This window comes from Variovorax paradoxus EPS (assembly GCF_000184745.1).
GTDB classification, from domain to species: Bacteria; Pseudomonadota; Gammaproteobacteria; order Burkholderiales; family Burkholderiaceae_C; genus Variovorax; species Variovorax paradoxus_C.
In genome coordinates this window covers 6284657-6311421 of record NC_014931.1, presented here as the reverse complement: position 1 = coordinate 6311421, position 26765 = coordinate 6284657, and the positions used below count along the sequence as shown (strand labels likewise).

Sequence of the window (26765 nt, the reverse complement as noted above, 5' to 3'; positions counted from 1 at the left end):
GGCGTAAATGCAAATTCGTGCAATAACAAGAAAACTCGTGCAGAAATCGTGCAGCCCGGCTACCATCGGCCGATGCTCACCCGCCAGCGCAAGCAACACATCCTCTCGGTCCTGCAGCGCGACGGCAATGTCGTCGCCAAGTCGCTCAGCGAAGAACTCGCGCTCTCCGAAGACACCATCCGGCGCGACCTGCGCGAGCTGGCGGCCGAAGGGCTGTTGCAGCGCGTGCACGGCGGCGCGCTGCCCATTGCGCCGGCCGACACTGATTTCGCCAGCCGCCAGCAGCTCGCGCCCGACGAGAAGGTGGCCATCGGCCGCGCCGCCGCGCGCCTGGTGAAGCCGGGGCAGGTGGTGTTCATCGACGGCGGCACCACGGCCGTGCAGCTCGCGCGCCATCTGCCGAAGAACCTGCAGGCCACGGTGGTGACGCACAGCACCTCGGTTGCGATCGAGCTGGTGTCGCACACGCAGCTCGAAGTGGTGCTGATCGGCGGGCGCCTGTTCAAGCATTCGCTGGTGGCGGTGGGTGCCGCGGCCATGGGCGCGATTGCGCGGGTCCACGCCGACACGTACTTCATGGGCGTCGCGGGCGTGCACGCCGAGGCCGGGCTGACCACCGGCGACATCGAGGAGGCCGAGATCAAGCGCGCGCTGATGGCCGCGTCCGCCGAGACGGTGGTGCTGGCCTCGTCCGAAAAGCTTGGCGTGGCGTCGGCCTGGGTGATCAACCCCGTCACCGCGGCGACGAGCTTGCTGGTATCGCCGGACGCGCCCGCCAAGGCGTTGGCTCCGCTGCGCAAGGCCGGGCTCGCGATCCTGCGCAGCGACGATCCGGGTGCCGGCTGATACATCCCCGCGCGGACATCGCCTCGGGGCGCCCTCGATAATCGGGGGATGCCCACTGCGTCCCGCCTCCTCGCCTTCGACACCAGCACCGAGCACCTGTCGGTGGCCGTGCAGAACGGCGAGCAACTGCTCGCGCACAGCGGCGCCGGCGGTGCGCAGGCTTCGACCACGCTGCTGCCGCTGATCCAGCAATTGCTGGCCGATGCCGGGCTGGCGCTGGGCGATCTCGATGCCATCGTCTTCGGCCGCGGGCCGGGTTCTTTCACGGGTCTTCGCACAGCCTGCTCGGTGGCGCAGGGCCTGGCCTTCGGCGCCAACGTGCCGCTGCTGCCGGTCGACACGCTGCTGGCCGTGGCCGAGGAGGCGCGCCACGCCTTCGGCGCCCGGCAGGTGGTCGCCGTGCTCGACGCGCGCATGGACCAGCTCTACGCCGCCCGCTACGACTTCGATGCGGCCGGCCCGCTCGGCGGGGACGACGAGCCGCTGCTGCTGGCGCCCGAGGCGCTCGAAGTGCCCGCCGGCTGGTCGCTCGCCGGCAATGCCTTCGCCGCCTACGGCCCGCGCCTGGCGCCGGCCACTGCCCGCCACGAAGTGCTGCCGACCGCCACCGCGATGCTGCGGCTGGCGCCCGCGCTGCTCGCGGCCGGGCGGATCGTGCCAGCCGCACAGGCCTGGCCGCTCTATGTTCGCGATAAAGTGGCGCAAACCACCGAGGAGCGCGCCGCCATCAAGGCGGCTGCTGCTGCCGCTGTGACGCCACCCACCACCGCATGAGCGCTGTCCTCCAGCCCGTCGAAGCCCGCCTCGAGCCGCTCACCATCGAGCGGATCGAGGCCGTCTGCGCGGTCGAGCAGACGGCCTACACGCACCCCTGGACGCGCGCGAACTTCACCGATTCGATGGCCGTCGGCTATCACTGCCAGTGCCTGCTGGCGCCTGGCCTCGCAGAGGGCGTGACCTCGCCGGTCACCAGCCTGGGCGAAACGCTCATCGGCTATTTCGTCGCCATGAAGGGTGTCGACGAGGTGCATCTGCTCAACATCACCGTGGCGCCGGCCTTCCAGCGCCAGGGCTGGGCGCCGCTGATGCTGGAGGCGCTGACCGGCTGGTCGCGCGCCGAGGGCGCGCAGTGGCTCTGGCTGGAGGTGCGCGAGAGCAACCGGCGCGCGCTGGAGATCTACGCGCGCCAGGGTTTTCGCAGCGTCGGCGTGCGCAAGGGCTACTACCCGGCGTTCGAAGGCAAGCGCGAAGACGCGGTCGTGATGAGTTTGCGTTTGAACGAAACAGGCTCCGCCTGGGGAGCCCTGAAGTAATGACCGCCGTGCAGACACTGAAGCTCGATGCGCGTCAGCGCGCGATGCTCGACGAGATGGGGGTGAAGGTCTGGTGGCCCGTTCCTCAGGCGGCCGAAGTGGTCGAGGCTGCGCCGGTCGCCGAAGAAGCGGTCGCGGCGGCGCCGGAACCTGTCGCCGAGCGGTACGTGGCGGAAGCGCCGGTTGCCGCGCCAGCGCCTGCGCCTGTCGCAAGGCCCGTGGCGGCACCCGCGCCGGTTGCACGCCCTGCGGTGACGCCAACGCAAGGCGCCGCCGTGCTCGTCGAAGCGCCCTGCCGCCTTTATGCCGACGCGGCCGAAGCCCCGGCTTCCCCGCAAGGCGGCTGGCTCGTCGTGGCCGACATGCCCCCCGAGGCCGACGGCCGCCACGGCGAGCCTTTCTCGGGCGATGCCGGCCGGCTGCTCGACAACATGCTGCGCGCCCTGAAGCTGCACGACGGCAAGACGCCGGTGCACCTCATGCGCACGCACCGCGGCGTGGCCGCCGGCCAGCCCGGCAGCCCGCGCCAGATGGACGAAGCCTTCGCGGAGCACGCCGCTGCGCTGGCGCCGAGCGTCGTGCTGGCGATGGGCCCGCTGGCCGCGCAAAGCCTGATGCAGAGCGGCGATCCGCTGGGCAAGCTGCGCGGCCGCGCGGTGCCGCTGGCGTCGATCAATGGCGTGCCGGTGGTGGCGACCTACCACCCGGCGTACCTGCTGCGGAATCCCGCCGACAAGGCGCGCGCCTGGGCCGACCTGTGCCTTGCCGCGGAACAGCAAACGCCCTCGAAGCAGGGCTGACGAAATGGGGTCCTTAAAATCGGCCCCCATGACTTTTCTCGACAAGCTGGCCGCCGCACAGCAAAAAAACGGTTCGTTGCTCTGCGTGGGGCTCGATCCCGAGCCAGCCAGGTTTCCCGGGGGATACAAGGACGACGCCGGCAGCATCTATGACTTCTGCGCGCGCATCGTCGACGCGACGGCCGACCTGGTCATCGCCTTCAAGCCGCAGATCGCCTACTTCGCCGCGCACCGCGCCGAAGCCCAGCTCGAAAAACTCATGGAGCATATGCGCCGCAACGCGCCCCACGTGCCGGTGATCCTCGACGCCAAGCGCGGCGACATCGGATCGACCGCCGAGCAATACGCCATCGAGGCTTTCGAACGCTACGGCGCCGACGCGGTGACGCTCTCGCCCTTCATGGGCTTCGACTCGGTGGCGCCCTACCTCAAGCACGAGGGCAAGGGCGCGTTCCTCTTGTGCCGCACCAGCAACCCGGGCGGCTCCGATCTTCAAGGCCAGCGGCTGGCGGACATCGAAGGCCAGCCCTTCCTCTACGAACATGTCGCCAAGCTGGCACAAGGGCCGTGGAACCTCAACGGTCAGCTCGGCCTCGTGGTGGGCGCGACCTATCCGGCGGAAATCGAGCGTGTGCGCGAGCTGGCGCCGACGGTGCCGCTGCTGATTCCGGGCGTCGGCGCCCAGGGCGGCGATGCGGTCGCCACCGTGCGCGCCGGCTGGCGGGCCGATGCGCCGATCATCGTGAATTCGTCGCGGGCGATCATCTACGCCTCGTCGGGCGAAGACTTCGCCGATGCGGCGAAGAACGCCGCGCGCGCCACCCGCGACGCGCTCGAAGCCGCCAAGCCCTGAGGCGGCCGATCAGCCGTTCACGCTGAGCCTGTCGAAGCGCCGCGCAAGGCTTCGACAAGCTCGGCCCGAACGGTGCGGGGGCGTGCCTCCGCGTCCGGACATCGTTTTCAGGCTCGGCGGAGGCGGGTGAAGAGCTCGAACTCCCAGTTCCGCATCCCCAGCAGCAGCGTGTAGCCCTCGCGGTCCTTGGCCGACAGCTTCTGGTCGGTCTGGTGCTGCTGCGCGAAGTCTTGCGCCACGCGCTGCAGGCGCTCCAGGAAGGCCGGCGCCAGCGAGCGGCTGATCGAGCCGTGCACCAGCAGCAGGCCCTCGGCCGGGCCGTCGAAGCCGCCGCGGTAGTAGTCGAGCACCACGTTCTCGCGGAAGAACTCCATCACCGGTCCGTGCGGCCGCCAGCGGAAGGTCTTGGCGAGCTTCAGGCGATACCGGTTGAGCGGGCGCAGCTCGATGATGCCGATGCGGTCCAGCTGCGCGAGGCAGCCGATGCACTCGGCCTCGCTGATCCGGTAGGCCGTCACGATCTGCTCCAGCGTCCACTGGCTCAGCACGCTGATGGCCACCAGCAGCAGTTTCTTGTCCTTGACCACCGCCTTTTCCTGCTCCTGCGTCAGTTCCTTGAGCAGCGGCTGGGCGTCGGCCACGCGGCGGGCGAGTTCGGCGAAATCGATCTTCAGGGCCCGGCAGATGGCATCGACGCGCGACAGCGGCATGTCGCTCTTGGCCAGCATCCGCTTGACGCTGGATTCGGCCATGTCGAGCGACCGGGCCAGGTCGGCGTAGGTCATGCGGGCGTTCTTGAGTTCGTTCTTGAGGGCGAGTACGAGGTCGACGGTGGTGCTCATGAGGGGTGCGGGGCGCTGGGTGGGTATTAGAAAAGGATACCGTTGGGTGTGAAATAGTGCCTCGTATCGATTCTCGATGCCGCCGGAGAGGCTGGCAACTAAATTCCGCGGCTCGTTACCCACCCACCGAGGTCCGCCATGCTCCTGCCCACTTTCAGCCGCCGTGAACGCGCCCTGCTCTTCACCTTCGCGCTGCTTACGCTGCTCGCCTTCTTCGGCCCTGTGCTGCCGGCTGCCGACGTGGCGTTCGCCTCGGTCTTCGCGGACAACCGGGCTTGGCACGGGCTGCCGAATGCGATGGACGTGCTGAGCAACCTGCCGTTCGTGGTCATCGGCTTCCTCGGGCTGTACCGCCTGAACCGGATCGACCGCTCGCACCAGGAGGCGCTGGCCGAATTCCCGCTCGCGCCGCCCGCCAGCGATCCGCCGGACAACACCCTGGACTGCGCCTGGCTCTTCTTCGCCGGCCTCGTCGCCACCGCCGCCGGCTCGGCCTTCTATCACCTGATGCCCGACGCCCCCCGGCTCGCGGCGGACCGCGCCGGCATGGCGGTGGCCTTTGCCGGGCTGATCGGCATCGCGGTGTGCGAACGGGTGAGCCAGCGCGCCGGCTGGCCGGCCGCTTGGTTCATCCTGACGGCGGGCCTGCTGGCGGCCGAGGTGTCGCAGGAAACCGGCAACGTCATGCCCTGGGCGCTGGTGCAGTTCGGCGGCATGGCGCTGGTGCTCACCCTGGCGCTGGCCGCGCCGATGCGCGGCGCGGTGGGGCTCAAGCTGGGCTGGGTGATCTTCTTCTACGCACTGGCCAAGGCCTTCGAGATGGGCGACCGGCAGATCTACGAGGCGACGCAGCACCTGGTCTCCGGCCACACGCTCAAGCACCTGACGGCGGCGCTGGCCGGCCTGCCGGTTCTGCTGGCGCTCAGGTCGCTCGAGAAAGGCTGGCAGGCGGACCTGCTGCGGCACAATCCCGACGCAGCCGCCCTGACGGCCTGAGGAGAATTCTTCGAATGACAACCCCCGCCGCTGCCGCCACGTCCGTGGCGCCTCACGAAGCGAACGCCCACGCCAACCAGTTCGCCTTGCTCAAGCAGCGGCGCTTCGCACCTTTCTTCTGGACGCAGTTCGCGGGCGCGGCGAACGACAACCTCTTCAAGTTCGCCTTCACCGTCATGGTGACCTACCAGCTGCAGCTGAGCTGGATGCCGCCGGCCATGGCGGGCCTGGCGATCGGGGCGCTGTTCATCCTGCCCTTCCTGCTGTTCTCGGCCACGGCCGGGCAGCTCACCGACAAGTTCGACAAGACGAAGATGATCCGCTTCGTCAAGAACCTGGAGATCGCGATCATGCTGATCGCGGCCTGGGCCTTCGTCACCGCCAATGCGGTGGTGCTGCTGGGCTGCGTGTTCCTCATGGGGCTGCACTCCACGCTGTTCGGACCGGTCAAGTTCGCCTACCTGCCGCAGGTGCTCGATTCGCGCGAACTCACCGGCGGCAACGGCATGGTCGAGATGGGCACCTTCGTCGCCATCCTGCTGGGCCAAGTGGCGGGCGGCCTCCTGGTGGCGGTGCCGCAGATCGGCCACACGAGCGTGGCCGTGGCCTGCGTGCTGCTCGCACTGGCCGGACGAGGCGTGGCACAGGCCATTCCGCAGGCGCCGGCCACCGACCCCGGGCTGGTCATCAACTGGAACCCCTTCAGCGAAACCTGGCGCAACCTGAAGCTCGCGCACGGCAACGTGGTGGTGTTCCGCTCGCTCTTGGGCATTTCGTGGATGTGGTTCTTCGGCGCGGTGTTCCTGAGCCAGTTCCCGAGCTTCGCCAAGGAGGTGCTGCATGGCGACGAGCAGGTGGCGTCGCTGCTGCTGGTGGTGTTCTCCATCGGCATCGGCATCGGCTCGCTGCTGTGCGAGACGCTCAGCCGCCGGCAGGTGGAAATCGGCCTCGTGCCGCTGGGCGCCATCGGCATGAGCGTGTTCGCGATCGACCTGTACTTTGCCTCGCGCGCGCTGCCGAAGGTGGCCGAAATGGGCCTCGGCGCCTTCGTGCACCAGCCCGCGCACTGGCGCGTGATGGCCGACCTGGGGCTGCTGTCGCTGTTCGCAGGGCTCTACAGCGTGCCGATGTACGCGCTGATCCAGCTGCGCAGCCAGCCCACGCACCGGGCGCGGATCATCGCGGCGAACAACATCCTCAATGCGCTCTTCATGATCGGCAGCTCGGTCATTGCGGGCGCGCTGCTGGGCGCGGGCTTCACGATTCCGCAGATCTTTTTGTTCACCGGCATCGCCAACGCGGTGGTGGCGTTCTACATCTTCATGCTGGTGCCCGAGTACCTGCTGCGCTTCGTGGCCTGGGTGCTGTCGCGCTTTGTCTACCGCTTCGAGATCAAGGGCGACGAGCACATTCCCACCGAGGGCGCGGCCGTGCTGGTGTGCAACCACGTGAGCTTCATCGACGCGGTGCTGCTGATGGCGGCGAGCCCGCGGCCCATCCGCTTCATCATGGACCACCGCATCTTCAAGGTGCCGGTGCTCGGCTGGTTGTTCAAGCTGGCCAAGGCGATCCCGATCGCGCCGCAGAAGGAAGACCCGGCCGCCTACGAAGCGGCCTTCGCCAAGGCGCTGGCCGTGCTGCGCGAGGGCGACCTGCTCGCGATCTTTCCCGAGGGCGCCATCACCCGCGACGGCACGCTGCAGCCCTTCAAGGGCGGCGTGATGAAGATCGTGGAGAGTGCGCGCGCCGAAGGCATCGAGCCGCCGGTGATCCCGATGGCGCTGACCAACCTCTGGGGCTCGTACTTCAGCCGCATCGAGCTGCGCGGCGGCGAGCAGGTGGCGATGGCCAAGCCTTTCCGCCGCGGCTTCTACAGCCGCGTGGGCCTCAACGTCGGCCTGCCGGTGCCGCCGGTCGAGGTGCAGCCCGAGGCGCTGCAGCAGCGCGTGAGCGGGTTGCTCGCGGCCTGAAAAGTATCCCGTTGAGATACCGGTGGCGGCTCAAACCGCCACTGGTCGAAGCATTCGAGTCCCGCGGTGCGGTGGCGAACCATCATTCGCCCACCTTCACAACGCCGCGAGGCACTCATGCAACCCTTTTCATCCACCACCGTTTCGATCCAGCGTGACACGCGAGCCTGGCAGTTCCAGGTCTGGGCGTCGTTCGCCGTCGCCGTCTTCCTCTGCGCCACCGGCTTGAGCTGGCTGCCGGGCGAGGCGCTGGACCGGGCGTTCATGGTGATGGGCTACGTGTTCTGCCTGAGCACCGCCTTCATGCTGGCGAAGTTCATCCGCGACAACCAGCAGGCCGAAGGCACCACCAGCCGCGACGTGCCGATGTGGCGCCTCGTGGTCTGGGGCAGCTTCTTCACCGCGATGGGCCTGACCGGCTGGGGCCTGGTCCGCATGGAGATCAACGACGCCTACAAGGCCTTCCTGGGCGTGAGCTGGCTGTTCCTCATCAGTTCGGTTTTCACGCTGGCCAAGACGCTGCGCGACCGCCATGAAGCCGACCTGATCGACGCGCGACTGCAAGGCCGCCGCGCCGCCCGCCAGGAGGCTGCTGCTTCCGCCTCGGCCGAATGAGCCGCTGTATTCCACCCACCGTCAACCAACGAAAGAACGTCATGAAAAAGTCGATTGCCACGCTTGCTCTCGCTGTCTGCACCGCGTTCGCGGGTGTCGCGGCTCCTCTTCACGCACAGGCCCAGAGCGATGCTTCGGTCGCGCTCTCGCTGATGCCCGTCGCCTCGGTGATCGGCGCGGCCTCCGTCGTTGGCGCATCGGCCACGGCGGTAGTCGCGGTGCCCGCGGCGCTGTCTGTGGGCGGCTCGACGCTCGCGGTGGTCGCCGTCGAAGCGTCGGCCGACGGCACCGTCTATGTGCTGGAACGCGCGTCGGACGGCGCGCGTGCCAGCGTCAAGGTGATGGGGCGCGCCGCCAACGGTGCGGGCGCATCGGTCGGCACGGCGGTCCTGGTCAGCGTGATCGGCAGCGGTGTCGTGCTCTCGGCCGCGGGCGAGGTGCTGGCCTTCGTTCCGAACGCCATCGGCCGCGCGCTGTTGCACAACGAGAGGCTGTCATGAAGCGCGCGCTTGCGGTGTGCCTGCTTGCGTTCGCGGCGCTCCAGGCGCAGGCCGGCCGCTCGTGCGAGCAGGTCAAGCCGAGCCCGGCGCTCATCGTCAAGGGCATGCAACTGGCCGAGCGCACCTCGCAGCAGCTCGACGCGAGCGGCGCCCGTGTCGTGCTGCTGGCGCGTGCGGGGCAGGACCTGAGCAAGTACGGCCTGCGCTACTCGCACCTGGGCATCGCCTACAAGACCGACGAGGGCCCGTGGCGCGTGGTGCACAAGCTCAACCAGTGCGGCACGGCGGTGGCGGCGGTCTATCGGCAGGGGCTGGGCGAGTTCTTCCTCGACGACCTGTGGCGCTACGAGGCCGCCTGGGTGGTTCCTACGCCGCAGGTGCAGACGCAGTTGCTGGCCGCGCTCGGCGAGTCGCCTTCGCGCATCGTGCGGCTCAACGTGGCGCCCTACAGCATCGTGAGCTACGCATGGGGACAGAAGTACCAGCAGTCGAACCAATGGGCTGTCGAGACGCTGGCCGCCGCCATGGAGCCCGCCACCATCAACAACCGCGCGCAGGCGCAGGCGTGGATGCAGTTCAAGGGCTATGAGCCGACCACGCTGAAGCTCGGTCCGCTGACGCGCCTCGGCGGCCGCGTGGGCTCGGCCAACATCGCCTTCGACGATCACCCGAACGAAAAGCGGTTCTCGGACCGCATCGAGACGGTGACGGTCGACTCGGTCTTCGCGTGGATGCCGCGCGCGGGGCTGGGTGCGGCGCCGGTGGCGTTCAAGCTGCAGTAAGAAGAAATCTTCAGAAAGAAAACGAATGAGCAAGTCATTGCGCCTGTCCGAAAAATGGTTCCGCCGCGGCCTTTGGCTCGTGGCGCTGGTGTTCGCGAGCTTCCTGATCGGCCTGGGCAGCACGGTCGTCGGCGACCTGCCGCAGGTCGAGCGCGTGCGCGGCATCGACGACTTCATCGACCTGCCCGCGGCCGAGCCGCTGCGCGACACCATCAAGGCCTCCGAGGCCGCCGAGCTTCAGGCCTCACGCGACCTCGACCAGATCCGCCTGCAGCTCAATGCCGCGCAGCAGGCCAGCGCCAATGCGCGCGAGACCTTCGGCAACTGGATCGCCACCCGCCGCGCCACCGCGCAGCCCGACCAGGACACCGAACTCATCGCGCGCACCAAGGCGCTCGACGCGTTCAAGCAGAAGGAAGACGCCGTCCAGCGCCAGGTCAACGCGCAGCAAAAAATCATGCTCGATGCGCGCCAGGCCGAGCAGCGCGCCCGCACGACGCTCGCGGAACTGGAGCGCGATGCGCAGGTGAAGCTCGATGCCGAGTACCGGCGCATCGAGCTGCGGGTGTTCGCCTACCGCCTCGCGCTCACGCTGCCGCTGCTGGCCGTGGCCGGCTGGCTGTTCGCGAAAAAGCGCAAGAGCACCTATTGGCCGTTCGTCTGGGGCTTCATCTTCTTTGCGCTGTTCGCGTTCTTCGTGGAGTTGGTGCCCTACCTGCCGAGCTACGGCGGCTATGTGCGCTACGTGGTGGGCATCTTGCTCACGGTGCTCGTGGGGCGCTACGCGATCGTTGCGCTCAACGCCTACCTCGCGCGCCAGAAGCTCGCCGAGCAGCAGCCCGACCAGGTGCGCCGCGAGGAGTTGAGCTACGACGTCGCGCTCGCGCGGCTCGGCAAGGGCGTATGCCCAGGCTGCGAACGGCCGGTCGACCTGAAGAACGGCGAGATCGATTTCTGCCCGCACTGCGGCATCGGTCTGTTCGATCACTGCGGCCAATGCGAATCGCGCAAGAGTGCGTTCTCGAAGTTTTGCCACGCCTGCGGCACCTCGGCGCATGCGGTGGCCGGTGGCGGCACAGCGCCGGCTTGAGGGGGCGCGGAGGCACGGAATCTTTCCACTGCGAGCGGGTATTCCGCACGCTGCGTGGTCATCCTTTTTGGCGAAGCTGTCGCCGCAAAGTGTTAGAACCTTGGCCTGCGCTGCATTTCGCACGCAGCCGGCGTTCACTTTCATGCGTCGCCCGGCCTCCACAACACACGACGAGGACCTCCTTCCATGAGCTTTTTCGGCAAGATTTTTTCCAAGATTTTTCCGTCGGCCAACGCCGCTGAAGTCGTCGCCGCACCGCCGGCGCCTGCACCGGGCGCACCGGCCGTTGCGGCACCGCCGCCCTCGATCCCGCTGGGCGACGTGCCAGCGATCCTCGACGCAATGCCTGGTGCCGCCAGCCTGAACTGGCGCACCTCGATCGTCGACCTGCTCAAGTTGCTGGGCCTGGACAGCAGCCTCGCCGCGCGCAAGGAGCTGGCCAGCGAAATTCTCTACAGCGACGGCGAGCCGGGTTCGGCCGAATGGAACATCGGCCTGCACAAGCAGGTGATGACCCGCATCGCAGCCAATGGCGGCACGCTGCCTGCTGAACTGCGCGACTGATCGCCCTTCGGTTCGCTCAACCAAAAAAGCCCGGCACTGCCGGGCTTTTTGCTTTGAAGGGAGCGGCGAAAGGCTTCAGATCCAGCCGGCGTCCACCACGTAATCCTGCGCGGTGCACATCCGCGAATCGTCGGCGGCGAGGAACAGCGCCATCGCCGCGATGTCCTCGGCCATCACGCGCCCCGGTAGGCACTGGGCCGCATCGATTTCCGCGGCGGATTCGGGCTTCACCCACAGCTTGATCTGCCGCTCGGTCATCACCCAGCCCGGCATGATCGTATTGACCCGGATGTTCTGCTTGCCGAGGTCGCGCGCCAGCGAGCGCGTGAGGCCGCGCACACCCGCCTTGCAGGCTTGATAGACCGGGTAGCCACGCCCTTTCATCATCCAGCTGATCGAGCCGAAGTTGATGATCGAGCCGCCGCCCAGTGCGCGCATGTCCTCGGCCACGGCCTGTGCGGCAAAGAACTGGTGCTTGATGTTGACGGCCACGAGGCGGTCGAAGTCCTCGCTGGTCACATCGGCCATTTCGTGGCGCCGGTCGTTGGCCGCGTTGTTCAGCAGCACACCGATGGGCCCGAAGCGCGCCCGAACACCAGCGATGGTCGCGGCCAGCGCGGCCGTGTCGGTCACGTCGCAGACGCTGAACAGCGCGGGCGTCTCGCCCTGCAACTCGGCGGCGAGCGCCGTGCCGGCGGCCGTGTCGAGGTCGCAGAAACCGACCTTGGCGCCCTGCGCGTGGAAGGCCCGCACCAGCGATTCGCCGATGCCGCTGGCGCCGCCCGAGATGAAGACGGTGCGCCCGGCGAGCGACGGATAGCGAGCGGTGTAGGGAGAGGTTGAGGTGGCTGTGGTCATGGGAATGAAGACGACGGCGATGAAGATGGAAACAGGCCACGAGCGTACCGGATGCCGCCGCCATGGGGGAAACGCGGGCTTCCGCCCGGCGTATGGCTTCCGGCCTGTGGGCAGGAGGGCGTGGCGTGGATAGGCTTGCCGACATGAACTCCTTCCACCGCCGCGCCTTGGTCAGCTTTGCGCTTCTGCCGGCCTTCATCGTGGCGCGGCAGGTGCGCGCCCAGGCGGGAACGGCACCGGTGCTGTTGTTCAAGGTGGTCTCGCCGCGCGACGACGTTGTCGTGGGCATCGAGGCGGCCCAGCTCGGCGCCGGCACGACACCGCCGGTGCAGCGCCTGGCCGCCATGCTGGCCGACAAGGGCCAGCTCACGCTGTGGCAGTACGCCTCGCAGCACGGCGAGGGCGGCGCGCTGGTGCAGGCGCCGCTGCGGCAGATCGTCGTCTTCAAGAACGACCTGCTGCGCATCGAGCCCTACACCACGCCGCTCGCGATCAAGCCGCCGGGCGCCGCGAAGTAGGGCGCGGACCGGCCCGCTGGCTAGACGCCGCGCGCGCGCTCGGCCTTGAACCGTGCGCGGAATTCCGTGAACGTGCCCGCGTCGAGCGCCGCGCGAATCTCGGTCATCAGGTTCAGGTAGTAGTGCAGGTTGTGGATGGTGCACAGCATCGGCCCGAGCATTTCGCCGCAGCGGTCCAGGTGGTGCAGGTAGGCGCGGCTGAAGCCTTCGCGCCCGCCGTCGTTCCACGACACGCCTGACGTGCCCGCGCAGGCATGGCAGGTGCAGCTCGGGTCCACCGGCTGCGGGTCGCTTTTGTGGCGGGCGTTGCGCATCTTCAGGTCGCCGAAGCGGGTGAACATGGTGCCGTTGCGCGCGTTGCGCGTGGGCATCACGCAGTCGAACATGTCCACGCCGTCGGCCACGCCCTGCACCAGGTCTTCGGGCGTGCCCACGCCCATCAGGTAGCGCGGCTTGTTCGCGGGCAGCCGGTGCGGCGTGTGGCCCATGATGTGCAGCATTTCTTCCTTCGGCTCGCCCACGCTCACGCCGCCGATGGCGTAGCCGGGGAAGTCCATGTCGACCAGCGCCGCGAGCGACTCCTCGCGCAGGTTCTCGAACATGCCGCCCTGCACGATGCCGAAGAGCGCGTTCGGGTTCTCGAGCCGCGCGAATTCGCTCTGGCAGCGCTTGGCCCAGCGCAGGCTCAGCTCCATCGAGGTACGCGCCTCGGCCTCGGTCGTGATGTGGCCCTTGGTGTCGTAGGGCGTGCACTCGTCGAACTGCATCACGATGTCGCTGTTGAGCGTGGTCTGGATCTGCATCGAGACCTCGGGCGTGAGGAACAGCTTGTCGCCGTTGACGGGCGAGGCGAACTTCACGCCCTCTTCGCTGATCTTGCGCATCGCACCCAGCGACCACACCTGGAAGCCGCCGGAGTCGGTGAGGATGGGCTTGTTCCACTTCTCGAACTGGTGCAGCCCGCCGAAGCTTTGCATCACGTCGAGGCCGGGGCGCATCCAGAGGTGGAAGGTGTTGCCCAGGATGATCTGCGCGCCCATCTCTTCCAGACTGCGCGGCATCACGCCCTTGACCGTGCCGTAGGTGCCCACGGGCATGAAGATCGGCGTCTGCACCTTGCCGTGGTTGAGCGTGAGCGTGGCGCGGCGCGCGTGGCTGTCGGGGTCGGTCTTGAGGAGTTCGAAGTTCAGCATGTCGTTCAGTCCTGGGTCCGTGCAAGCAACATGGCGTCGCCGTAGCTGAAGAAGCGGTATTGATGGGCGATGGCGTTGGCGTACAGCGCCATCACCCGCTCGTAGCCCGCAAAGGCCGAGACCAGCATCATCAGCGTGCTCTTGGGCAAATGGAAGTTGGTCACCAGCACATCGACGTGCGCGAAGGCGAAGCCCGGCGTGATGAAGATGCGCGTGTCGCCCGTGGCCTCGCCGCTCTTGGCCCACGATTCGAGCGTGCGCACGGTGGTCGTGCCGACCGCGATCACACGGCCGCCGCGCGCCTTGCATTCGGCAATCGCGCGCCGCGTGGCCTCGGGCACCTCGTAGCGCTCGGCATGCATCGTGTGCTCGGCGATGTTCTCGGTCTTCACCGGCTGGAAGGTGCCGGCGCCAACGTGCAGCGTGACGTTCGCGCGCTGCACACCGCGCGCTTCCAGCGCAGCCAGCAGGCCTTCGTCGAAATGCAGCGCGGCAGTCGGTGCGGCCACGGCGCCGGGCACGCGCGCGAACACGGTCTGGTAGCGGCTCTCGTCGTCGACCGAATCGGTGTGCGTGATGTAGGGCGGCAGCGGCACGTGGCCGCAGCGCTCCATCAGCATGTAGGGGTTCTCGCCCGCGTCGCTCTCGAAGGCGAAGCGGAACAGCGCGCCGTCTTCCTCGGGCCAGCGGCCCAGCAGCGTGGCGCGAAAGCCGCCGACCATTTCCAGCGTCGTGCCCACCGGCGGCTTCTTGCTGACCTTCATGTGCGCGACCACCTCCTGGCCCTGCAGCACGCGCTCGACCAGCAGCTCGAGCTTGCCCCCGGTCGGCTTTTCGCCGAACAGGCGCGCCTTGACCACGCGCGTGTCGTTGAAGACCAGCAGGTCGCCTTCGCGCAGCAGCGAGGGCAGGTCCTTGAAAATGCGGTCGACCGGGGCGTCGCCTGTGCCGTCGAGGAGACGGGAAGACGTGCGTTCGGAGGCCGGATGTTGCGCCACCAGTTCGGGCGGCAGGTCGAAATCGAAATCGGAAAGCGTGAAGGCGCGCATGGTGCTTGAGGGCCGGACGGGCCCGTGCCAAGGAGGCATGGGAAAGGGAGGAAATCGCGGGAAGGCGGCGATTGTCCCATGCCCGGATTCCGGGGCCCGGCACGGGGTTGCCGAGGCAGAATCGACGGATGGTCGATTCATCCGTCGCGCGCGTTCCGCTGGCGCCCCCTCCCTCCGAAGGCGAGCTCTTCAAGAAGATCCTCGGAAGCGCCTGGCAGGGCCTGCACCCGGACATCCGCCGGCGCTTCGACAAGAACCCCTCGCCCGGCAAGGCGCTGCATTACCTGGGCGCGTTGAGCGAGCTGCGCTGCTCGCGCTTCGGCAAGCTGCTGGGGCACCTCACGCAGCCGCTCATCCAGGGCGCGCTGATCCCCTACAGCGACAGCCACTTCCCGGTCGAGATCCAGGTCTACGCCAAGCCCGACGACCCGGCCATCTACAAGCAGCGCATCTATCGCCTGCACGGCCGCGAGCCGATCCAGTTCACCAGCTTCATGCGCGAAAGCGCGCGCGGCGAGGTGCTGGAGTACGTGGGCATGGGCCTGGGCATGAAGCTGGTGCTGAGCGTGGAGAACGGCAGCCTGCATTTCCAGAGCGACGGCTATTTCTGGGACGTGTTCGGTTGGCGCATTCCCTTGCCCGGCGTCTTCACACCCGGCAAGACCTTCCTCTGGCACCACAACGAAACGCCCGAGCGTTTCAACATCCGCATCGAGATCCGCCACTGGCTCATGGGCACGACCTTCACGCAGGTCGGCGTGTTCGAGGAAGTGGCCGACCCGGGGGGCGCCGCCGCATGATCGACACGCACCTGCTGGCGCTGCAACTCATGGCCGCGCAGGGGCTGACGGGCGCGTTCGACACGCTCTATCACCACGAAGGCACCGAGGCCCTCGCGCAGCGCAACACGGCGCGGCGCGAGCTGGCGATCCATGCGGTGCATTCGTCGATCTACTGCGCGATGTTCATCGGGCTGTCGTCGTGGGCCTGGCATGGCGTATGGGCGTGGGTGCTGCTGGCGGTGTTCGGCGTCGAGATCGTGCTCACGCTGTGGGACTTCGTGGTGGAAGACGGCAGTCGTCTCCTGCCGCCGACCGAGCGCGTCACGCACACCGTGCTGGCCATCAACGCCGGCGCATTCATCGCGCTGCTGGCGATGAATGCGGTGGACTGGGCCGCACAGCCGACGGCGCTGGCGTGGCATCCGCAAGGCTGGCTGGGCGCCTTCCTGGCGCTGTGCGGCGTGGGTGTCGGCGTCTCGGGGCTGCGCGACGGACTCGCGGCACGTGCGCTGTTCCGCCGGACGGCGCAGGAGGAGACGCGAGCCATCAAGGCGCCGGTGCGTTTCGGCACGAAGCCGCAGCGCGTGCTGGTCACGGGCGGCACCGGCTTCATCGGCCAGACGCTGGTGCGCCATCTCGTGGCCGATGGCCATGCCGTGACGGTCTGGACTCGCGACGCACGCTCGGCCGCATGGAACTTCGGCGGCGCGGTGCGCTGCGTGCAGCGGCTCGACCAGATCCCCGAGACCGACCCGTGCGACGTGGTGATCAATCTCGCGGGCGCACGCATCCTCGGCCAGCGCTGGAGCGAACGGCGCCAGCAGCAGCTGCTGCAAAGCCGCGAGGGCCTCACCCGCACGCTGGTCGCGTGGATCGCCACGCGACCGCGCAAGCCCTGGCTGCTGCTGTCGGGCTCGGCCATCGGCTACTACGGCGTGCAGCCGCAAGGCGATGCCGCCGAGCTGACCGAAGACGCGCCGCCGCAGGACATCTTCATGTCGACGCTGTGCCAAAGATGGGAGAACGCGGCGCGAGCCGCGACCGCACATGGTGTGCACGTCGCCTGCATGCGCTTCGGATTCGTGCTGGGCCACCAGGGCTCGCTGCCGCAACTGCTGCTGCCCGTCGCGCTGGGCATGGGCGGACGGCTGGGGAGCGGGCGGCAATGGCTGTCGTGGGTGCACGTGCACGACGTCATCCGTGCCATGGCCCACGTGTGGAGCGCTGCCGAGCAGGCGGGAACCGACGGACCTGCGACCGCGCAGGCCTTCAACTTCACCGCACCCGGCGCGCTCAGCCAGGAGGACTTCACGCGCGTGGCCGCGAGCGTCATGCATCGCCCCTTCTGGATGCCAACGCCCGCAGCGCCGGTCAAGCTGCTGCTCGGCGAACAGGCCGACCTGCTGCTCGAAGGCCAGCGCGTGGTGCCGGCCCGCCTGCTTCAGACCGGGTTCCGGTTCGCATTCCCCGACGCCCGCAGCGCCTTGACGGACCTCTGCCGGCCGCGATAGAAGCCTTGCCCGTGCCCGCCAAGAAAGCTCCCTCCAAGTCCGCGGACGCCGCCACCGCGCCGTCGCCACCGCAGCCGCCCGGCACCGGCCTGAGCCTCGTGCAGCGCGCCCTGCGCAAGCTCGGCCTCGTGCGCGACATCGACTTCGCGCTCTACCTCCCGATGCGCTACGAGGACGAGACCCGCATCGTCAAGCTCGCCGACACGCGCGACGGCGACATGGCGCAGGTCGAGGGCGTGGTCACCGAGTGCGAGGTGGTGTATCGCCCGCGCCGCCAGCTGATTGCCACCATCGACGACGGCAGCGACACCTGCCAGTTGCGCTTCTTCAACTTCTACCCGTCGCAGCAGAAGCAGCTCGCGGTCGGCGCGCGGGTGCGCGTGCGGGGCGAGATGCGCGGCGGCTTCGTGGGGCGGCAGATCATGCATCCCACGGTCAAGGCCGCGGGCACCTCGCTGCCGGAGGCGCTCACGCCGGTGTATTCGACCGTGGCCGGCCTCGCACAGCCGGTGCTGCGACGCGAGGTGCGTTCGGGCCTCGCACGCGCGGTGCTCGACGAGACGATTCCCGTGCAGATCGGCCTGGGCGGCGCATGGGACCTGCGCAGTTCGCTCACCTTCCTGCACTACCCCACGCCCGACGTGGCGATGGCGACGCTGGAAGATCACAGCCACCCGGCCTGGCAGCGCATCAAGGCCGAGGAGCTGCTCGCGCAGCAGCTCTCGCAATTGCAGGCCCGCATGGAACGCGCCGCCCAACGTGCCCCGGTGCTGCCTTCGTCGCCGGAACCCGTGGCGACGTCGCTGCATGCGCAACTGCTCGCGGTGCTGCCCTTCGGCCTGACCGGTGCGCAGCAGCGTGTAGGCGAAGAGATCACGCGCGACCTCGGCCGCGAGATTCCGATGCACCGGCTCCTGCAAGGCGACGTCGGTTCGGGCAAGACCGTGGTGGCGGCGCTGGCGGCGGCGCGAGCCATCGACGCGGGCTTCCAGTGCGCGCTGATGGCGCCGACCGAAATCCTCGCGGCGCAGCACTTCGGCAAGCTCGTGGGCTGGCTCGATCCACTGCTGGCCGAGCGCGGCCTGCGCGTGGCCTGGCTCACCGGCAGCCAGAAGAAGAAAGAGCGCGACGCGATGTCGGCCGCCGTCGAGAGCGGCGAGGCCGCGCTGGTCATCGGCACGCACGCGGTCATCTCGGAGAAGGTGCGCTTCAAGAACCTCGCGCTCGCGATCATCGACGAGCAGCACCGCTTCGGCGTGGCGCAGCGCCTTGCATTGCGCGGCAAGGCGGTGGGCCACCTCGAACCGCACCTGCTGATGATGAGCGCCACCCCGATTCCGCGCACGCTCGCGATGAGCTACTACGCCGACCTGGACGTCTCCACGCTCGACGAGCTGCCGCCGGGCCGCACGCCCATCGTCACCAAGCTGGTGGCCGACCACCGGCGCGACGAGGTGATCGACCGCATCCAGGCGCAGATCGCGCAGGGCCGGCAGGTCTACTGGGTGTGTCCGCTGATCGAGGAAAGCGAGGCGGTCGACCTGCGCAACGCCACCGAAACGCGCGACGAACTCGCCGGGACGCTGGGCGAGGCCGTCCATGTCGGCCTGCTGCATTCGCGCATGCCCACGGCCGAGAAGCAGGCGGTGATGGCCGCCTTCACCGCCAACGAGATTCAGGTGCTGGTGAGCACGACGGTGATCGAAGTGGGCGTCGATGTGCCGAACGCCTCGTTGATGGTGATCGAGCATGCGGAGCGTTTCGGGCTTTCGCAGTTGCACCAGTTGCGCGGGCGCGTGGGGCGCGGCGCGGCGGCTTCGGCTTGCGTGCTGCTCTACGCGCCGGGCGACAGTGGCCGCGTGGGCGAGGCGGCGCGCGCGCGGCTCAAGGCGATGGCCGAGACGGGCGACGGCTTCGAGATCGCGCGGCGCGACCTGGAGATTCGCGGCCCTGGCGAATTCCTGGGCGCTCGCCAGTCGGGGGCGCCGCTGTTGCGCTTCGCCGACCTGACCACCGACACGCTGCTGCTCGACTGGGCCCGTGAACTCGCACCGGTGATGCTCGAGAAGCACCCTGACCTGGCCCAGCGGCACATCGACCGCTGGCTGGGCACCAAGGCCGAGTACCTGAAAGCCTGAGCGAGCCAACTCAAGGTCGGCGAGCAACAAGAATCCGTTCACGCTGAGCTTGTCGAAGCGCTGCGCGAGGCTTCGACAAGCTCAGCCCGAACGGGCGTGTGAAATCAGGAGGTGGGTCGGCGCGTGAAGGCGAGGATCAACCCAAAGCCGACCATCATGCTGCCGCTCACCTTGTTGAACCAGCGCATCGCGCGGCTGCCGTTCGCCAGCCGGCGCATGCGCGCGCCCAGCATCGCGTAGAGCGCGATCGCGATCAGCTCGAACACCAGGAAGGTCGCACCCAGCAGCACATAGCTGGAGGCGTAGGCACCGGGCACAACGAACTGCGGAAAGAACGCGGTGAACACCAGGATGGCCTTCGGATTGCCGGCCGCCACGGTGAACTCCTGCCGTGCCAGCGCGCGCATCGAAGGCGGCGCGGCGGTGCCCTGCGATTGCACATCGGCCGTGGGCGCCGGTGCGCGCAAGAGGCGAATGCCGATCCACACGAGGTAGGCCGCGCCGATGTACTTGATGACATCGAAGGCCAGCTCCGATGCCACCAGCACCGCGCCCATGCCCAGGCCCGCGACGGCGATCATGAGCGCGAAGGCCACGAGGCGACCGCTGGCCGCGATCACCGCGGGCGACACGCCGTGCCGCGCACCGTTGGTGACCGACAGCAGGTTGTTGGGACCGAAGGCCATGTTGATGGCAAAGCAGGCCGGAAGGAACAACAGGTAGGTGGACAAGCTCATGGTTGCATCCTGCTACGCAGATAACTGCGATGACGAAGGTTCGCCATTATCCGCAGCCCCGCGGATGTGTACGACGAAAGCCTGCAGATGCAACAAAGCTGCATTAGCGCCACGGTATTTACGTGGGGTTCTTGTCGCGCGACTTGTTTTCTAGACTGCGCCGCGATGCATTTCCGCACGGCTTTGGTGGGCCGTGCAACGGCGCATTTTTCTTCAGACTTTTTCGCTACTGGTCCGCGTCTTGCACACGTTCTTGCGCGTGTCATGCACACGTTTCGAAGAGCGATTCGCACGCTGAATATTCCAACAACACACTGCACGGAGGACAGTCGCCATGACTTCCAAGAGGATGAACAGACTCGCACTCGCCATGGCGCTCGCCGGCTTGGCCACGCACCAGGCATGGGCCATCCAGACCTATGCCGGAGATCCGGGAATGATCGGTGCGCCGGCCAGTTGGCGCACCGCCGAATTCATGCGCGACTGGGGCCTCGTCGCGATGGGCACCGAGTACGCGTACGCGGCGGGCGTGAGCGGCACGGGCATCAGGATCGGCGAGGTCGATTCGGGATACGACGCCTCGCATCCCGAGTTCCCGTTCTCGCGCTATCACGGCGTGCTGGTGGGCGCGATTCCCGGCGCCTACGACGGTGCGTACAACGACCGCCACGGCACGCACGTCGGCGGCACCATCGCCGCGAGCCGTGATGGCGGCGCCGCCGTGCAGAACATGCATGGCGTGGCCTTCAACGCGGACCTCTTCGTGGCCAACACGGCCAAGACCGACGGCGCCAACTTCGGGCGGCCGCTGCCCGGCGACTCGGCGCTCATCACCGTCGACAACCAGCACATCGCCGATGCCTACCGCGCGGCCAACGCGCAGGGCGTGCGCATCATCAGCACGAGCTGGGGCAGTCCGCCGGCAGGCGAGCAGTACAACACCCTCGCGCAAATGCACACCGCCAACGGCTACTACATGGCCAACAACACCTGGATCCAGGGCGCGTTCGATGCCGCGAAGACCGGCACGCTGATGGTGTTCAGCGCCGGCAACGGCGGCTGGCTCAATCCGAGCCCGCGGGCGGCGGCGCCGTACTTCAATCCCGAGCTTGAAAAGAACTGGCTCGGGGTTTCCGCGCTGAGCGCCATCGGGCAGAGCTTCAACGCCGACGGCTCCATCAACGTGCCGGGCACGCAGCGCTACAACAAATGCGGTGTGGCGAAGTGGACTTGCGTCACGGCGCCGGGCCACCTGATCAACGGCACCGTGCTGGCCGGCGGCTACGCCTCCTTGTCGGGCACGTCGATGGCCGCGCCGCACGCCTCGGGCGCGCTCGCGCTCATCATGGAGCGCTTCAGCTACATGACCAACGAGCAGGTGCTCACCGTGCTGAAGACCACCGCGACCCAGAACGCGACCATCGTCGATGCGGCCGGCACCGGCACGATGGCCAACCCCGAGGCGGGCCAGCAGGTGAAGGTGCCCGACGTGGTCAACGGCTGGGGCACGCCGAGCCTGCGGCGCGCGATGAACGGACCGGGGCAGTTCATCGGGCCGTTCGCGGTCAACACGCAGGGGCAGAACGACACCTGGTCGAACGACATCTCCGATGTCGCGATCCGGGCGCGCCGCGCGGAAGACACTGCCGAGGCCGCCGCCTGGGAAACGACCAGGCAGACGCGCGGCTGGACCGCGGGCCTGCCCGGCGGCGCGAGCGATGCGGACCGCAGCGAATACGCCACCGGCGTGGCCCGCGAAGCCGCGCGCAGCACGCGCGTCTACCAAGGCAGCCTGGAGAAGCTCGGCGCCGGCACGCTGACCCTGAGCGGCCAGAACAGCTACACGGGCAGCACCGCGGTGAACGGCGGCACGCTCAGGGCCGGCGCGGTCAACGCCTTCAGCGGTGCATCGGCGCACAGCGTGGGCGCGGGCGGCACGCTCGACCTCGCGGGCTTCAGCCAGAAGCTGCCCTCGCTGGCGAACAGCGGCGTGGTCTCGCTGGTCGGCGCAGCGCCGGGAACGACGCTCACCATCACCGGCGCGTATGTGGGCAACAACGGCACGTTGCGGATGGGCATCGTCCCGGGACTCGGCAGCCCTGCGAGCGACCGGCTCGTCCTCGACGGTGCGGGTGCGAGCGCCAGTGGCCGCACCTCGGTGCAGATTGCCAACTTCGGCAGCCTCGGCGCCATGACCATCGGCAACGGCGTCGAACTCATCAGCGCGATCAACGGCGCGACGACGACGGCGCAGACCACCAAGGACGCCTTCGCGGTCGCAGGCGGCCATGTGGATGCGGGCGCCTACGAGTACCGGCTGTATGCGGCCGACGTCAACGGCGCGGGTGAAAACTGGTATCTGCGTTCGTCAGCGCCGTCTCTGGGATCGCAAATTCCCACCTACCGCACCGAGGTCCCGATGCTCGCCGCGCTGCCCGAGCAACTGCGCCAGGGCAACCTCGCCATGCTGGGCAACGTGCGCGCGCGCATGGGCGACGACGACGCCCGGGTCGGCCGCAACGATGCGGGCGACGAGAGCGGCGCGCCGCTGCGCAGCGCCTGGGGCCGCGTCATCAGCACGAACCTGAAGATCAGCCAGCAAGGCACCGCAAGCCCGAGGAGCGAGGGGCAGCTCACCGGACTGCAGGCCGGCACCGACCTGTGGGCCGACCGCAACTGGCGCGCCGGCGTGTACGTCGGCCGGCTCGAAGGCGATGCCCGCACCCGCGGCTTCGCGCGCGGCGTGTTCGACCTCGCCGTCGGCAGCAACGACCTGCGCAGCGACTACCTCGGCCTGTATGGCGGCTTCACGAGCGATGCGGGCTTCTACGCCGATGCGGTGCTGCAGGGTGGCCGCCATCGCTACACGGCAGGGCCTCTGGACAGTTCGCCTTCGGCTTCCGGCAAGGGCAAGAGCACGCTGCTGTCGCTGGAGGTGGGACAGAGCGTTGCGCTCGGCAGTGACTGGAAGATCGAGCCGCAGTTGCAGTTCGTGCACCAGCGCTTGAACCTCGATGACGTGACGCTCTCCGGTGCCCGCGTCTCGCAGGACACCGACAGCGGCTGGACGGTTCGCGCAGGCGTGCGGATCAAGGGACAGATCGCCACCGGCGCCGGCGTGCTGCAGCCGTATGCGCGGCTGAACGTGTACCGCACCTCCAGCGGTACGGACGTGGCGCGCTTCATAGGCCCCGCGGGCTGGACCGACATCGGCACGCGCACCGGCGGCACCAGTACCGAACTCGCGGGCGGTGCCACCTTGGCCGTCGGCGAGCGGACCAGCCTGTACGCGGAAGTGGGCAAGTTCTTCGCATCGAGTGGCAGTGCGCGCGTGAAGAGCGGCATCAACGCCAGCGTGGGCATGCGCGTGAAGTGGTGACCGGAGGCAGGCACGTGGGCCTGCTCTCCGTCCGTCAGTCGCCCACCGAGTCGGCCAGCTGCACTGTCTTTTTCTTCGCGAGCGGGTGCGTGGGCAACATCACCGCCCCCCTGGACACCGACACCTGCTTGCGCCGCTGAACCTGCGGATGAGGCGCCGGGTCGAAGGCCAAGCCGATGTCGTGGTCGCCTTTGGGGCATGCCGGGCCGTTGTTCGATGCGTTCGAGTCGCTCTTGGCGCAACCAGAAATTACTCCGCGCTGGTCAACGCGGGGCGACGGCTCGCATCAACGTCGTCGCGCCGAACTGGTATTCGCCAGCGCATATTTATCGTGTGTATTCAACCGTTCATGCATGTGCTCGCCCGTTTTCGGTTGATCCGGAACTTGTTCACATTTTCAGAACGGCGATGGATATGAAAGTCATTCTCTAGACATTTGAAGAACCTCTCCAACTGTTCGCGAATTTAGATTCGCCCCCTTCGATCGCTGGCACGGATTCCGTGGTTTTCATCAGCGAGTCGAGTGGTTGAAGCGGATCTTGGCCTCGCACCCGTTGCGAGAAACACCCCCCAGAACAGACGTAAGCACGCATCGAACGATGCGCAGCCAGCTGTTGTTTGCGGAAGTCCGGCACTGCGCAGCAAGACGTTTGATCCGTATGCGCTCTCAGCACTCTTCTTGTCGTTTTTGCGATCGATGCAGCTGCGGCGCATGCCGTTTCTTCTTCGGATCGAATTTCAATGAACAAGACTTTTCAAACTATCTGGAACGAACCGCTTGGTGCCTGGGTTGCCGCGTCAGAACTCACTTCGGCACGAGGCAAGCCGTCGAAGAGCAAGAGCACGGTGGTGGCGGCTGCGGCACGGGAAGCATCTTCCGGGCGCATGGGGGAGGGCGACGGGCGATCGATCGGAGCCTTGACGCATGCGACGATGGCGCTGATCCTGGTGGCCGGTGGGTTGGCTGGGAGCAATGTGGTCCATGCTGACTATGCGAGAGGGGGCGGCAGGGCGGAGGGCGGCAGTATTGCCATCGGTTCGAGCCTCGCCGACGCATTCACCGGAACCGGCCCCCTTGCGGGCAACGGAGGCGTTGCGATCGGCGCCTCCGCAGGCACCATTCGTACGGCTGCGCAGGGCTCAAATTCAGTGGCGATTGGAAATGGAGCCAATGCATCGGGAGCCGCGACGGTGGCCTTCGGGCAGGCGTCTGCCGCCAGCGGTGCGTTTACGACCGCAATCGGTAGCGGTGCGCAGGCAACTGCGAATAATTCGACGTCGATCGGCTCGACGACGTCCAAAAATCCTGCCGACGTCACGCGGGCATCCGGTGACGGCTCCGTTGCAATTGGCGCAAATGAAGTTCGAGGCGCCCAATCGCTGGCGGCCAATTCGGTTGCCATTGGTGCTGAATCCAAGGTGTCCGCTGCGGCGCCGTCGGGTGTTGCCATTGGCCAGAATGCCAACGCCACCGGAGGCGCGGGGGCAATGGCTTTCGGGCAGAACAGTTTCGCCAGCGGCTTCAATGCGACGGCTATCGGTGTAGGCACCAGGGCAGACGGTGGTGGCGCGACGGCTTTCGGCAACGGCGCCAATGCAGTCTTTGGCGACGACATGGCCTTCGGCACCAATGCACTTGCCAGTGGCGACAGCGTGGGCTTGAAGTCCGCGACGGCATTTGGTAACAGGGCGCAGGCGAAGGGCGTTGTCACCGCCGCATTCGGCGACAGTGCGCAGGCCATTTCCTACGGCGCCATCGCCATCGGCGGAGGCGCAAAGAGCGATACCGGTCCTGATGGAAAAAACGGCATCGCGATTGGCACGATTGCGTCTGTCACTGGAGATCGCGGCGTTGCCATCGGCGCTGCAGCGAAGGCCGCAGGAGATCGTTCCACGGCTTTGGGCTGGACGTCGAATGCAGCCGGAAGCGGATCCACCGCAATCGGCGCCAATGCTTCCGGCGGGGCGGCAGCGCTCGGGGCCAATTCGGTTGCCCTTGGCGGACAGTCCAGCGTAGCTGCGACGGCAACCTCCGGCATCGCGGTCGGTCGTGGTGCGGTCGTCAACAGCATCTTTGGCCTCGCCATCGGTGATGGGGCGAGTGCCTCCGGCAGCGGCAGCGGCATCATCGCCATCGGCAATGGAGCCAAGGCGAGCGTTGGGACCAGTACGGCGATTGGCGTCAACGCCAATGCGGCCAACACCGACGCGACGGCCCTCGGCAACGGCGCGTTGGCATCGGGGAAGCAGGACACGGCGATTGGCGTCACCGCCAGAGCCACTGGCGGTTCTAGCTCCGCGTTCGGCAATGCCGCCAATGCCACCGGCGGTAATTCCCTGGCACTGGGTGTCGGCAACGTCGCGTCGAATTTTGCTGCGGTGGCTGTGGGCAATCTGAGCAAGGCGTCGGGCTTGCGCAGCGTCGCATTGGGCGACCAGGCCAACGCCAGCAATACCAGCGCAATCGCCTTTGGCACCAATGCCAATGCGACCCAGTCGGGTGCCATCGCGGTGGGGCAGGGGGCTCAAGGCGCGGGCGTGAACGCCGTCGCCCTGGGCGCTGGAGCGCTGGTGCTGACCGACAACTCGGTGGCGCTGGGTTCGGGCTCGACCACCTTCGCGACTTCGCCGACTGGCAAGGGCTTCATGACCGGCGCGGCAGCTCCGGCGTCGGAAGTCTCGGTGGGGGCGTCCGGCGCCGCGCCGACGCGACGCATCACCAACCTGGCCGATGGCGCGGCACAGCAGGACGCGGTGACTGTGGCGCAGCTGAGCACCAGCAACACCAGCCTCTCGACCAGCATCACGAGTCTGTCGACCTTGACATCGAGTGGGTTGAGCACGGCCACAAGCAGCATCAACAGCCTGTCGACATCGACCTCCTCGGGTCTGAGCACCGCGACCAGCAGCATCGGTAGCCTGTCGACGTCTACTTCGAGTGGCTTGAGCACCGCTGCCAGCAGCATCGGCAGCCTGTCGACCTCCACCTCGTCCGGTCTGAGCACGGCCACCAGCGGCATCGCTAGCCTGTCGACATCGACGTCGTCTGGCCTGAGCACTGCTACGAGCAGCATCGGCAGCCTGTCGACCTCCACCTCGTCGGTCTGAGCACGGCCACCAGCGGTATCTCGAGCCTGTCGACGTCTACTTCGAGTGGCTTGAGTACCGCTACCAGCAGCATCGGCAGCCTGTCGACCTCCACCTCGTCCGGTCTGAGCACGGCCACCAGCGGTATCGCTAGCCTGTCGACATCGACGTCGTCTGGCCTGAGCACTGCTACGAGCAGCATCGGTAGCCTGTCGACCTCCACATCGTCCGGCCTGAGCACTGCCACCAGCGGTATCTCGAGCCTGTCGACGTCTACTTCGAGTGGCTTGAGCACCGCTACCAGCAGCATCGGCAGCCTGTCGACCTCGACTTCGAGTGGTC

24 protein-coding genes are annotated in these 26765 nt (G+C 67.7%); 18 read left to right on the top strand and 6 right to left on the bottom strand.

Annotated elements, in window-relative coordinates:
* Nucleotides 1-72 precede the first annotated feature (72 nt).
* From VARPA_RS28965 to pyrF, 5 genes are read left to right on the top strand one after another with little or no spacing between them, the layout of a single operon-like run.
* A complete protein-coding gene (locus VARPA_RS28965) occupies nt 73-846 on the top strand; it encodes a DeoR/GlpR family DNA-binding transcription regulator (RefSeq protein WP_013544149.1) in 774 nt (257 codons plus the stop codon).
* A gap of 48 nt (nt 847-894) precedes the next feature.
* Nucleotides 895-1620, top strand: coding sequence for a tRNA (adenosine(37)-N6)-threonylcarbamoyltransferase complex dimerization subunit type 1 TsaB (gene tsaB / locus VARPA_RS28960; RefSeq protein WP_013544148.1), 726 nt, complete (start codon nt 895-897; stop codon nt 1618-1620).
* Nucleotides 1617-2159 (top strand): ribosomal protein S18-alanine N-acetyltransferase, encoded by a 543-nt coding sequence (gene rimI / locus VARPA_RS28955; protein ID WP_013544147.1) that lies wholly within the window; start codon nt 1617-1619, stop codon nt 2157-2159. The genes tsaB and rimI overlap by 4 nt, the downstream gene beginning before the upstream one ends.
* On the top strand, nt 2159-2959 hold the full coding sequence (locus VARPA_RS28950) for a uracil-DNA glycosylase family protein (protein WP_013544146.1): 801 nt from the start codon (nt 2159-2161) through the stop codon (nt 2957-2959). The genes rimI and VARPA_RS28950 overlap by 1 nt, the downstream gene beginning before the upstream one ends.
* Before the next feature lie 28 nt (nt 2960-2987).
* Nucleotides 2988-3812, top strand: a complete 825-nt coding sequence (pyrF, locus tag VARPA_RS28945) for an orotidine-5'-phosphate decarboxylase (protein WP_041943092.1) — start codon at nt 2988-2990, stop codon at nt 3810-3812.
* A 107-nt stretch (nt 3813-3919) separates the two neighbouring features.
* On the opposite strand, the gene VARPA_RS28940 is transcribed toward pyrF, so the two are convergent.
* Nucleotides 3920-4654 (bottom strand): helix-turn-helix domain-containing protein, encoded by a 735-nt coding sequence (locus VARPA_RS28940; RefSeq protein WP_013544144.1) that lies wholly within the window; start codon nt 4652-4654, stop codon nt 3920-3922.
* A 138-nt stretch (nt 4655-4792) separates the two neighbouring features.
* Between VARPA_RS28940 and VARPA_RS28935 the strand changes: the two genes are divergently transcribed.
* From VARPA_RS28935 to VARPA_RS28905, 7 genes are all read left to right on the top strand, one after another.
* Complete coding sequence (locus tag VARPA_RS28935) at nt 4793-5650, top strand: hypothetical protein (RefSeq protein ID WP_013544143.1); 858 nt, start codon at nt 4793-4795, stop codon at nt 5648-5650.
* Between the two features lie 14 nt (nt 5651-5664).
* Entirely contained in the window at nt 5665-7620 is a 1956-nt protein-coding gene (locus tag VARPA_RS28930) for an MFS transporter (protein WP_013544142.1), read from the top strand.
* Between the two features lie 117 nt (nt 7621-7737).
* On the top strand, nt 7738-8235 hold the full coding sequence (locus tag VARPA_RS28925) for a YiaA/YiaB family inner membrane protein (protein ID WP_013544141.1): 498 nt from the start codon (nt 7738-7740) through the stop codon (nt 8233-8235).
* Between the two features lie 41 nt (nt 8236-8276).
* Nucleotides 8277-8735: a hypothetical protein gene (locus tag VARPA_RS28920; protein ID WP_013544140.1), complete on the top strand. Its 459-nt coding sequence runs from the start codon at nt 8277-8279 to the stop codon at nt 8733-8735.
* The gene (locus VARPA_RS28915) at nt 8732-9517 is read left to right on the top strand and encodes a DUF2145 domain-containing protein (protein WP_013544139.1); all 786 of its coding nucleotides are present in this window, start codon (nt 8732-8734) and stop codon (nt 9515-9517) included. Before VARPA_RS28920 ends, VARPA_RS28915 begins: the two co-directional genes overlap by 4 nt.
* Nucleotides 9518-9542: 25 nt before the next feature.
* The gene (locus tag VARPA_RS28910; protein ID WP_013544138.1) at nt 9543-10607 is read left to right on the top strand and encodes a zinc ribbon domain-containing protein; all 1065 of its coding nucleotides are present in this window, start codon (nt 9543-9545) and stop codon (nt 10605-10607) included.
* Between the two features lie 186 nt (nt 10608-10793).
* Nucleotides 10794-11171, top strand: coding sequence for a DUF3597 domain-containing protein (locus VARPA_RS28905; RefSeq protein ID WP_013544137.1), 378 nt, complete (start codon nt 10794-10796; stop codon nt 11169-11171).
* 75 nt (nt 11172-11246) lie between these two features.
* Here VARPA_RS28905 and VARPA_RS28900 read toward each other — a convergent pair whose 3' ends face one another.
* The gene (locus VARPA_RS28900) at nt 11247-12029 is read right to left on the bottom strand and encodes an SDR family NAD(P)-dependent oxidoreductase (RefSeq protein ID WP_013544136.1); all 783 of its coding nucleotides are present in this window, start codon (nt 12027-12029) and stop codon (nt 11247-11249) included.
* Between the two features lie 143 nt (nt 12030-12172).
* Between VARPA_RS28900 and VARPA_RS28895 the strand changes: the two genes are divergently transcribed.
* Nucleotides 12173-12547 (top strand): hypothetical protein, encoded by a 375-nt coding sequence (locus VARPA_RS28895; protein WP_041943090.1) that lies wholly within the window; start codon nt 12173-12175, stop codon nt 12545-12547.
* 20 nt (nt 12548-12567) lie between these two features.
* On the opposite strand, the gene tgt is transcribed toward VARPA_RS28895, so the two are convergent.
* Nucleotides 12568-13740: a tRNA guanosine(34) transglycosylase Tgt gene (tgt, locus tag VARPA_RS28890; RefSeq protein WP_013544134.1), complete on the bottom strand. Its 1173-nt coding sequence runs from the start codon at nt 13738-13740 to the stop codon at nt 12568-12570.
* 5 nt (nt 13741-13745) lie between these two features.
* Nucleotides 13746-14789 (bottom strand): tRNA preQ1(34) S-adenosylmethionine ribosyltransferase-isomerase QueA, encoded by a 1044-nt coding sequence (gene queA, locus VARPA_RS28885; RefSeq protein WP_013544133.1) that lies wholly within the window; start codon nt 14787-14789, stop codon nt 13746-13748.
* A 128-nt stretch (nt 14790-14917) separates the two neighbouring features.
* Between queA and VARPA_RS28880 the strand changes: the two genes are divergently transcribed.
* Genes VARPA_RS28880 through recG form a run of 3 tightly spaced genes read left to right on the top strand, consistent with a single transcriptional unit; the run spans nt 14918 to nt 19220 of the window.
* Nucleotides 14918-15589 carry a DUF4166 domain-containing protein gene (locus tag VARPA_RS28880; RefSeq protein ID WP_013544132.1) on the top strand — a complete coding sequence of 224 codons (672 nt, stop codon included), beginning with the start codon at nt 14918-14920 and terminating at the stop codon, nt 15587-15589.
* The gene (locus VARPA_RS28875) at nt 15586-17082 is read left to right on the top strand and encodes a TIGR01777 family oxidoreductase (protein ID WP_013544131.1); all 1497 of its coding nucleotides are present in this window, start codon (nt 15586-15588) and stop codon (nt 17080-17082) included. Before VARPA_RS28880 ends, VARPA_RS28875 begins: the two co-directional genes overlap by 4 nt.
* Nucleotides 17083-17093: 11 nt before the next feature.
* Nucleotides 17094-19220: an ATP-dependent DNA helicase RecG gene (gene recG / locus VARPA_RS28870; protein ID WP_013544130.1), complete on the top strand. Its 2127-nt coding sequence runs from the start codon at nt 17094-17096 to the stop codon at nt 19218-19220.
* 104 nt (nt 19221-19324) lie between these two features.
* Here the strand turns inward: recG and VARPA_RS28865 are convergent, their stop codons facing one another.
* The gene (locus VARPA_RS28865) at nt 19325-19957 is read right to left on the bottom strand and encodes a LysE family translocator (RefSeq protein ID WP_013544129.1); all 633 of its coding nucleotides are present in this window, start codon (nt 19955-19957) and stop codon (nt 19325-19327) included.
* 334 nt (nt 19958-20291) lie between these two features.
* Here VARPA_RS28865 and VARPA_RS30370 point away from each other — a divergent pair, with 334 nt between their 5' ends.
* Complete coding sequence (locus VARPA_RS30370) at nt 20292-23336, top strand: autotransporter outer membrane beta-barrel domain-containing protein (protein WP_013544128.1); 3045 nt, start codon at nt 20292-20294, stop codon at nt 23334-23336.
* 34 nt (nt 23337-23370) lie between these two features.
* On the opposite strand, the gene VARPA_RS31485 is transcribed toward VARPA_RS30370, so the two are convergent.
* Entirely contained in the window at nt 23371-23508 is a 138-nt protein-coding gene (locus VARPA_RS31485) for a hypothetical protein (RefSeq protein WP_167330565.1), read from the bottom strand.
* 569 nt (nt 23509-24077) lie between these two features.
* Between VARPA_RS31485 and VARPA_RS31805 the strand changes: the two genes are divergently transcribed.
* Entirely contained in the window at nt 24078-26444 is a 2367-nt protein-coding gene (locus VARPA_RS31805) for an ESPR-type extended signal peptide-containing protein (protein ID WP_013544127.1), read from the top strand.
* Nucleotides 26445-26765 lie beyond the last annotated feature (321 nt).

Coding starts and splice junctions, on each gene's coding strand:
- VARPA_RS28965 (WP_013544149.1), top strand. CDS start 73: ATGCTCACCCGCCAGCGCAAGCAACACATCCTCTCGGTCCTGCAGCGC.
- tsaB (WP_013544148.1), top strand. CDS start 895: ATGCCCACTGCGTCCCGCCTCCTCGCCTTCGACACCAGCACCGAGCAC.
- rimI (WP_013544147.1), top strand. CDS start 1,617: ATGAGCGCTGTCCTCCAGCCCGTCGAAGCCCGCCTCGAGCCGCTCACC.
- VARPA_RS28950 (WP_013544146.1), top strand. CDS start 2,159: ATGACCGCCGTGCAGACACTGAAGCTCGATGCGCGTCAGCGCGCGATG.
- pyrF (WP_041943092.1), top strand. CDS start 2,988: ATGACTTTTCTCGACAAGCTGGCCGCCGCACAGCAAAAAAACGGTTCG.
- VARPA_RS28940 (WP_013544144.1), bottom strand. CDS start 4,654: ATGAGCACCACCGTCGACCTCGTACTCGCCCTCAAGAACGAACTCAAG.
- VARPA_RS28935 (WP_013544143.1), top strand. CDS start 4,793: ATGCTCCTGCCCACTTTCAGCCGCCGTGAACGCGCCCTGCTCTTCACC.
- VARPA_RS28930 (WP_013544142.1), top strand. CDS start 5,665: ATGACAACCCCCGCCGCTGCCGCCACGTCCGTGGCGCCTCACGAAGCG.
- VARPA_RS28925 (WP_013544141.1), top strand. CDS start 7,738: ATGCAACCCTTTTCATCCACCACCGTTTCGATCCAGCGTGACACGCGA.
- VARPA_RS28920 (WP_013544140.1), top strand. CDS start 8,277: ATGAAAAAGTCGATTGCCACGCTTGCTCTCGCTGTCTGCACCGCGTTC.
- VARPA_RS28915 (WP_013544139.1), top strand. CDS start 8,732: ATGAAGCGCGCGCTTGCGGTGTGCCTGCTTGCGTTCGCGGCGCTCCAG.
- VARPA_RS28910 (WP_013544138.1), top strand. CDS start 9,543: ATGAGCAAGTCATTGCGCCTGTCCGAAAAATGGTTCCGCCGCGGCCTT.
- VARPA_RS28905 (WP_013544137.1), top strand. CDS start 10,794: ATGAGCTTTTTCGGCAAGATTTTTTCCAAGATTTTTCCGTCGGCCAAC.
- VARPA_RS28900 (WP_013544136.1), bottom strand. CDS start 12,029: ATGACCACAGCCACCTCAACCTCTCCCTACACCGCTCGCTATCCGTCG.
- VARPA_RS28895 (WP_041943090.1), top strand. CDS start 12,173: ATGAACTCCTTCCACCGCCGCGCCTTGGTCAGCTTTGCGCTTCTGCCG.
- tgt (WP_013544134.1), bottom strand. CDS start 13,740: ATGCTGAACTTCGAACTCCTCAAGACCGACCCCGACAGCCACGCGCGC.
- queA (WP_013544133.1), bottom strand. CDS start 14,789: ATGCGCGCCTTCACGCTTTCCGATTTCGATTTCGACCTGCCGCCCGAA.
- VARPA_RS28880 (WP_013544132.1), top strand. CDS start 14,918: ATGGTCGATTCATCCGTCGCGCGCGTTCCGCTGGCGCCCCCTCCCTCC.
- VARPA_RS28875 (WP_013544131.1), top strand. CDS start 15,586: ATGATCGACACGCACCTGCTGGCGCTGCAACTCATGGCCGCGCAGGGG.
- VARPA_RS28865 (WP_013544129.1), bottom strand. CDS start 19,957: ATGAGCTTGTCCACCTACCTGTTGTTCCTTCCGGCCTGCTTTGCCATC.
- VARPA_RS30370 (WP_013544128.1), top strand. CDS start 20,292: ATGACTTCCAAGAGGATGAACAGACTCGCACTCGCCATGGCGCTCGCC.
- VARPA_RS31805 (WP_013544127.1), top strand. CDS start 24,078: ATGAACAAGACTTTTCAAACTATCTGGAACGAACCGCTTGGTGCCTGG.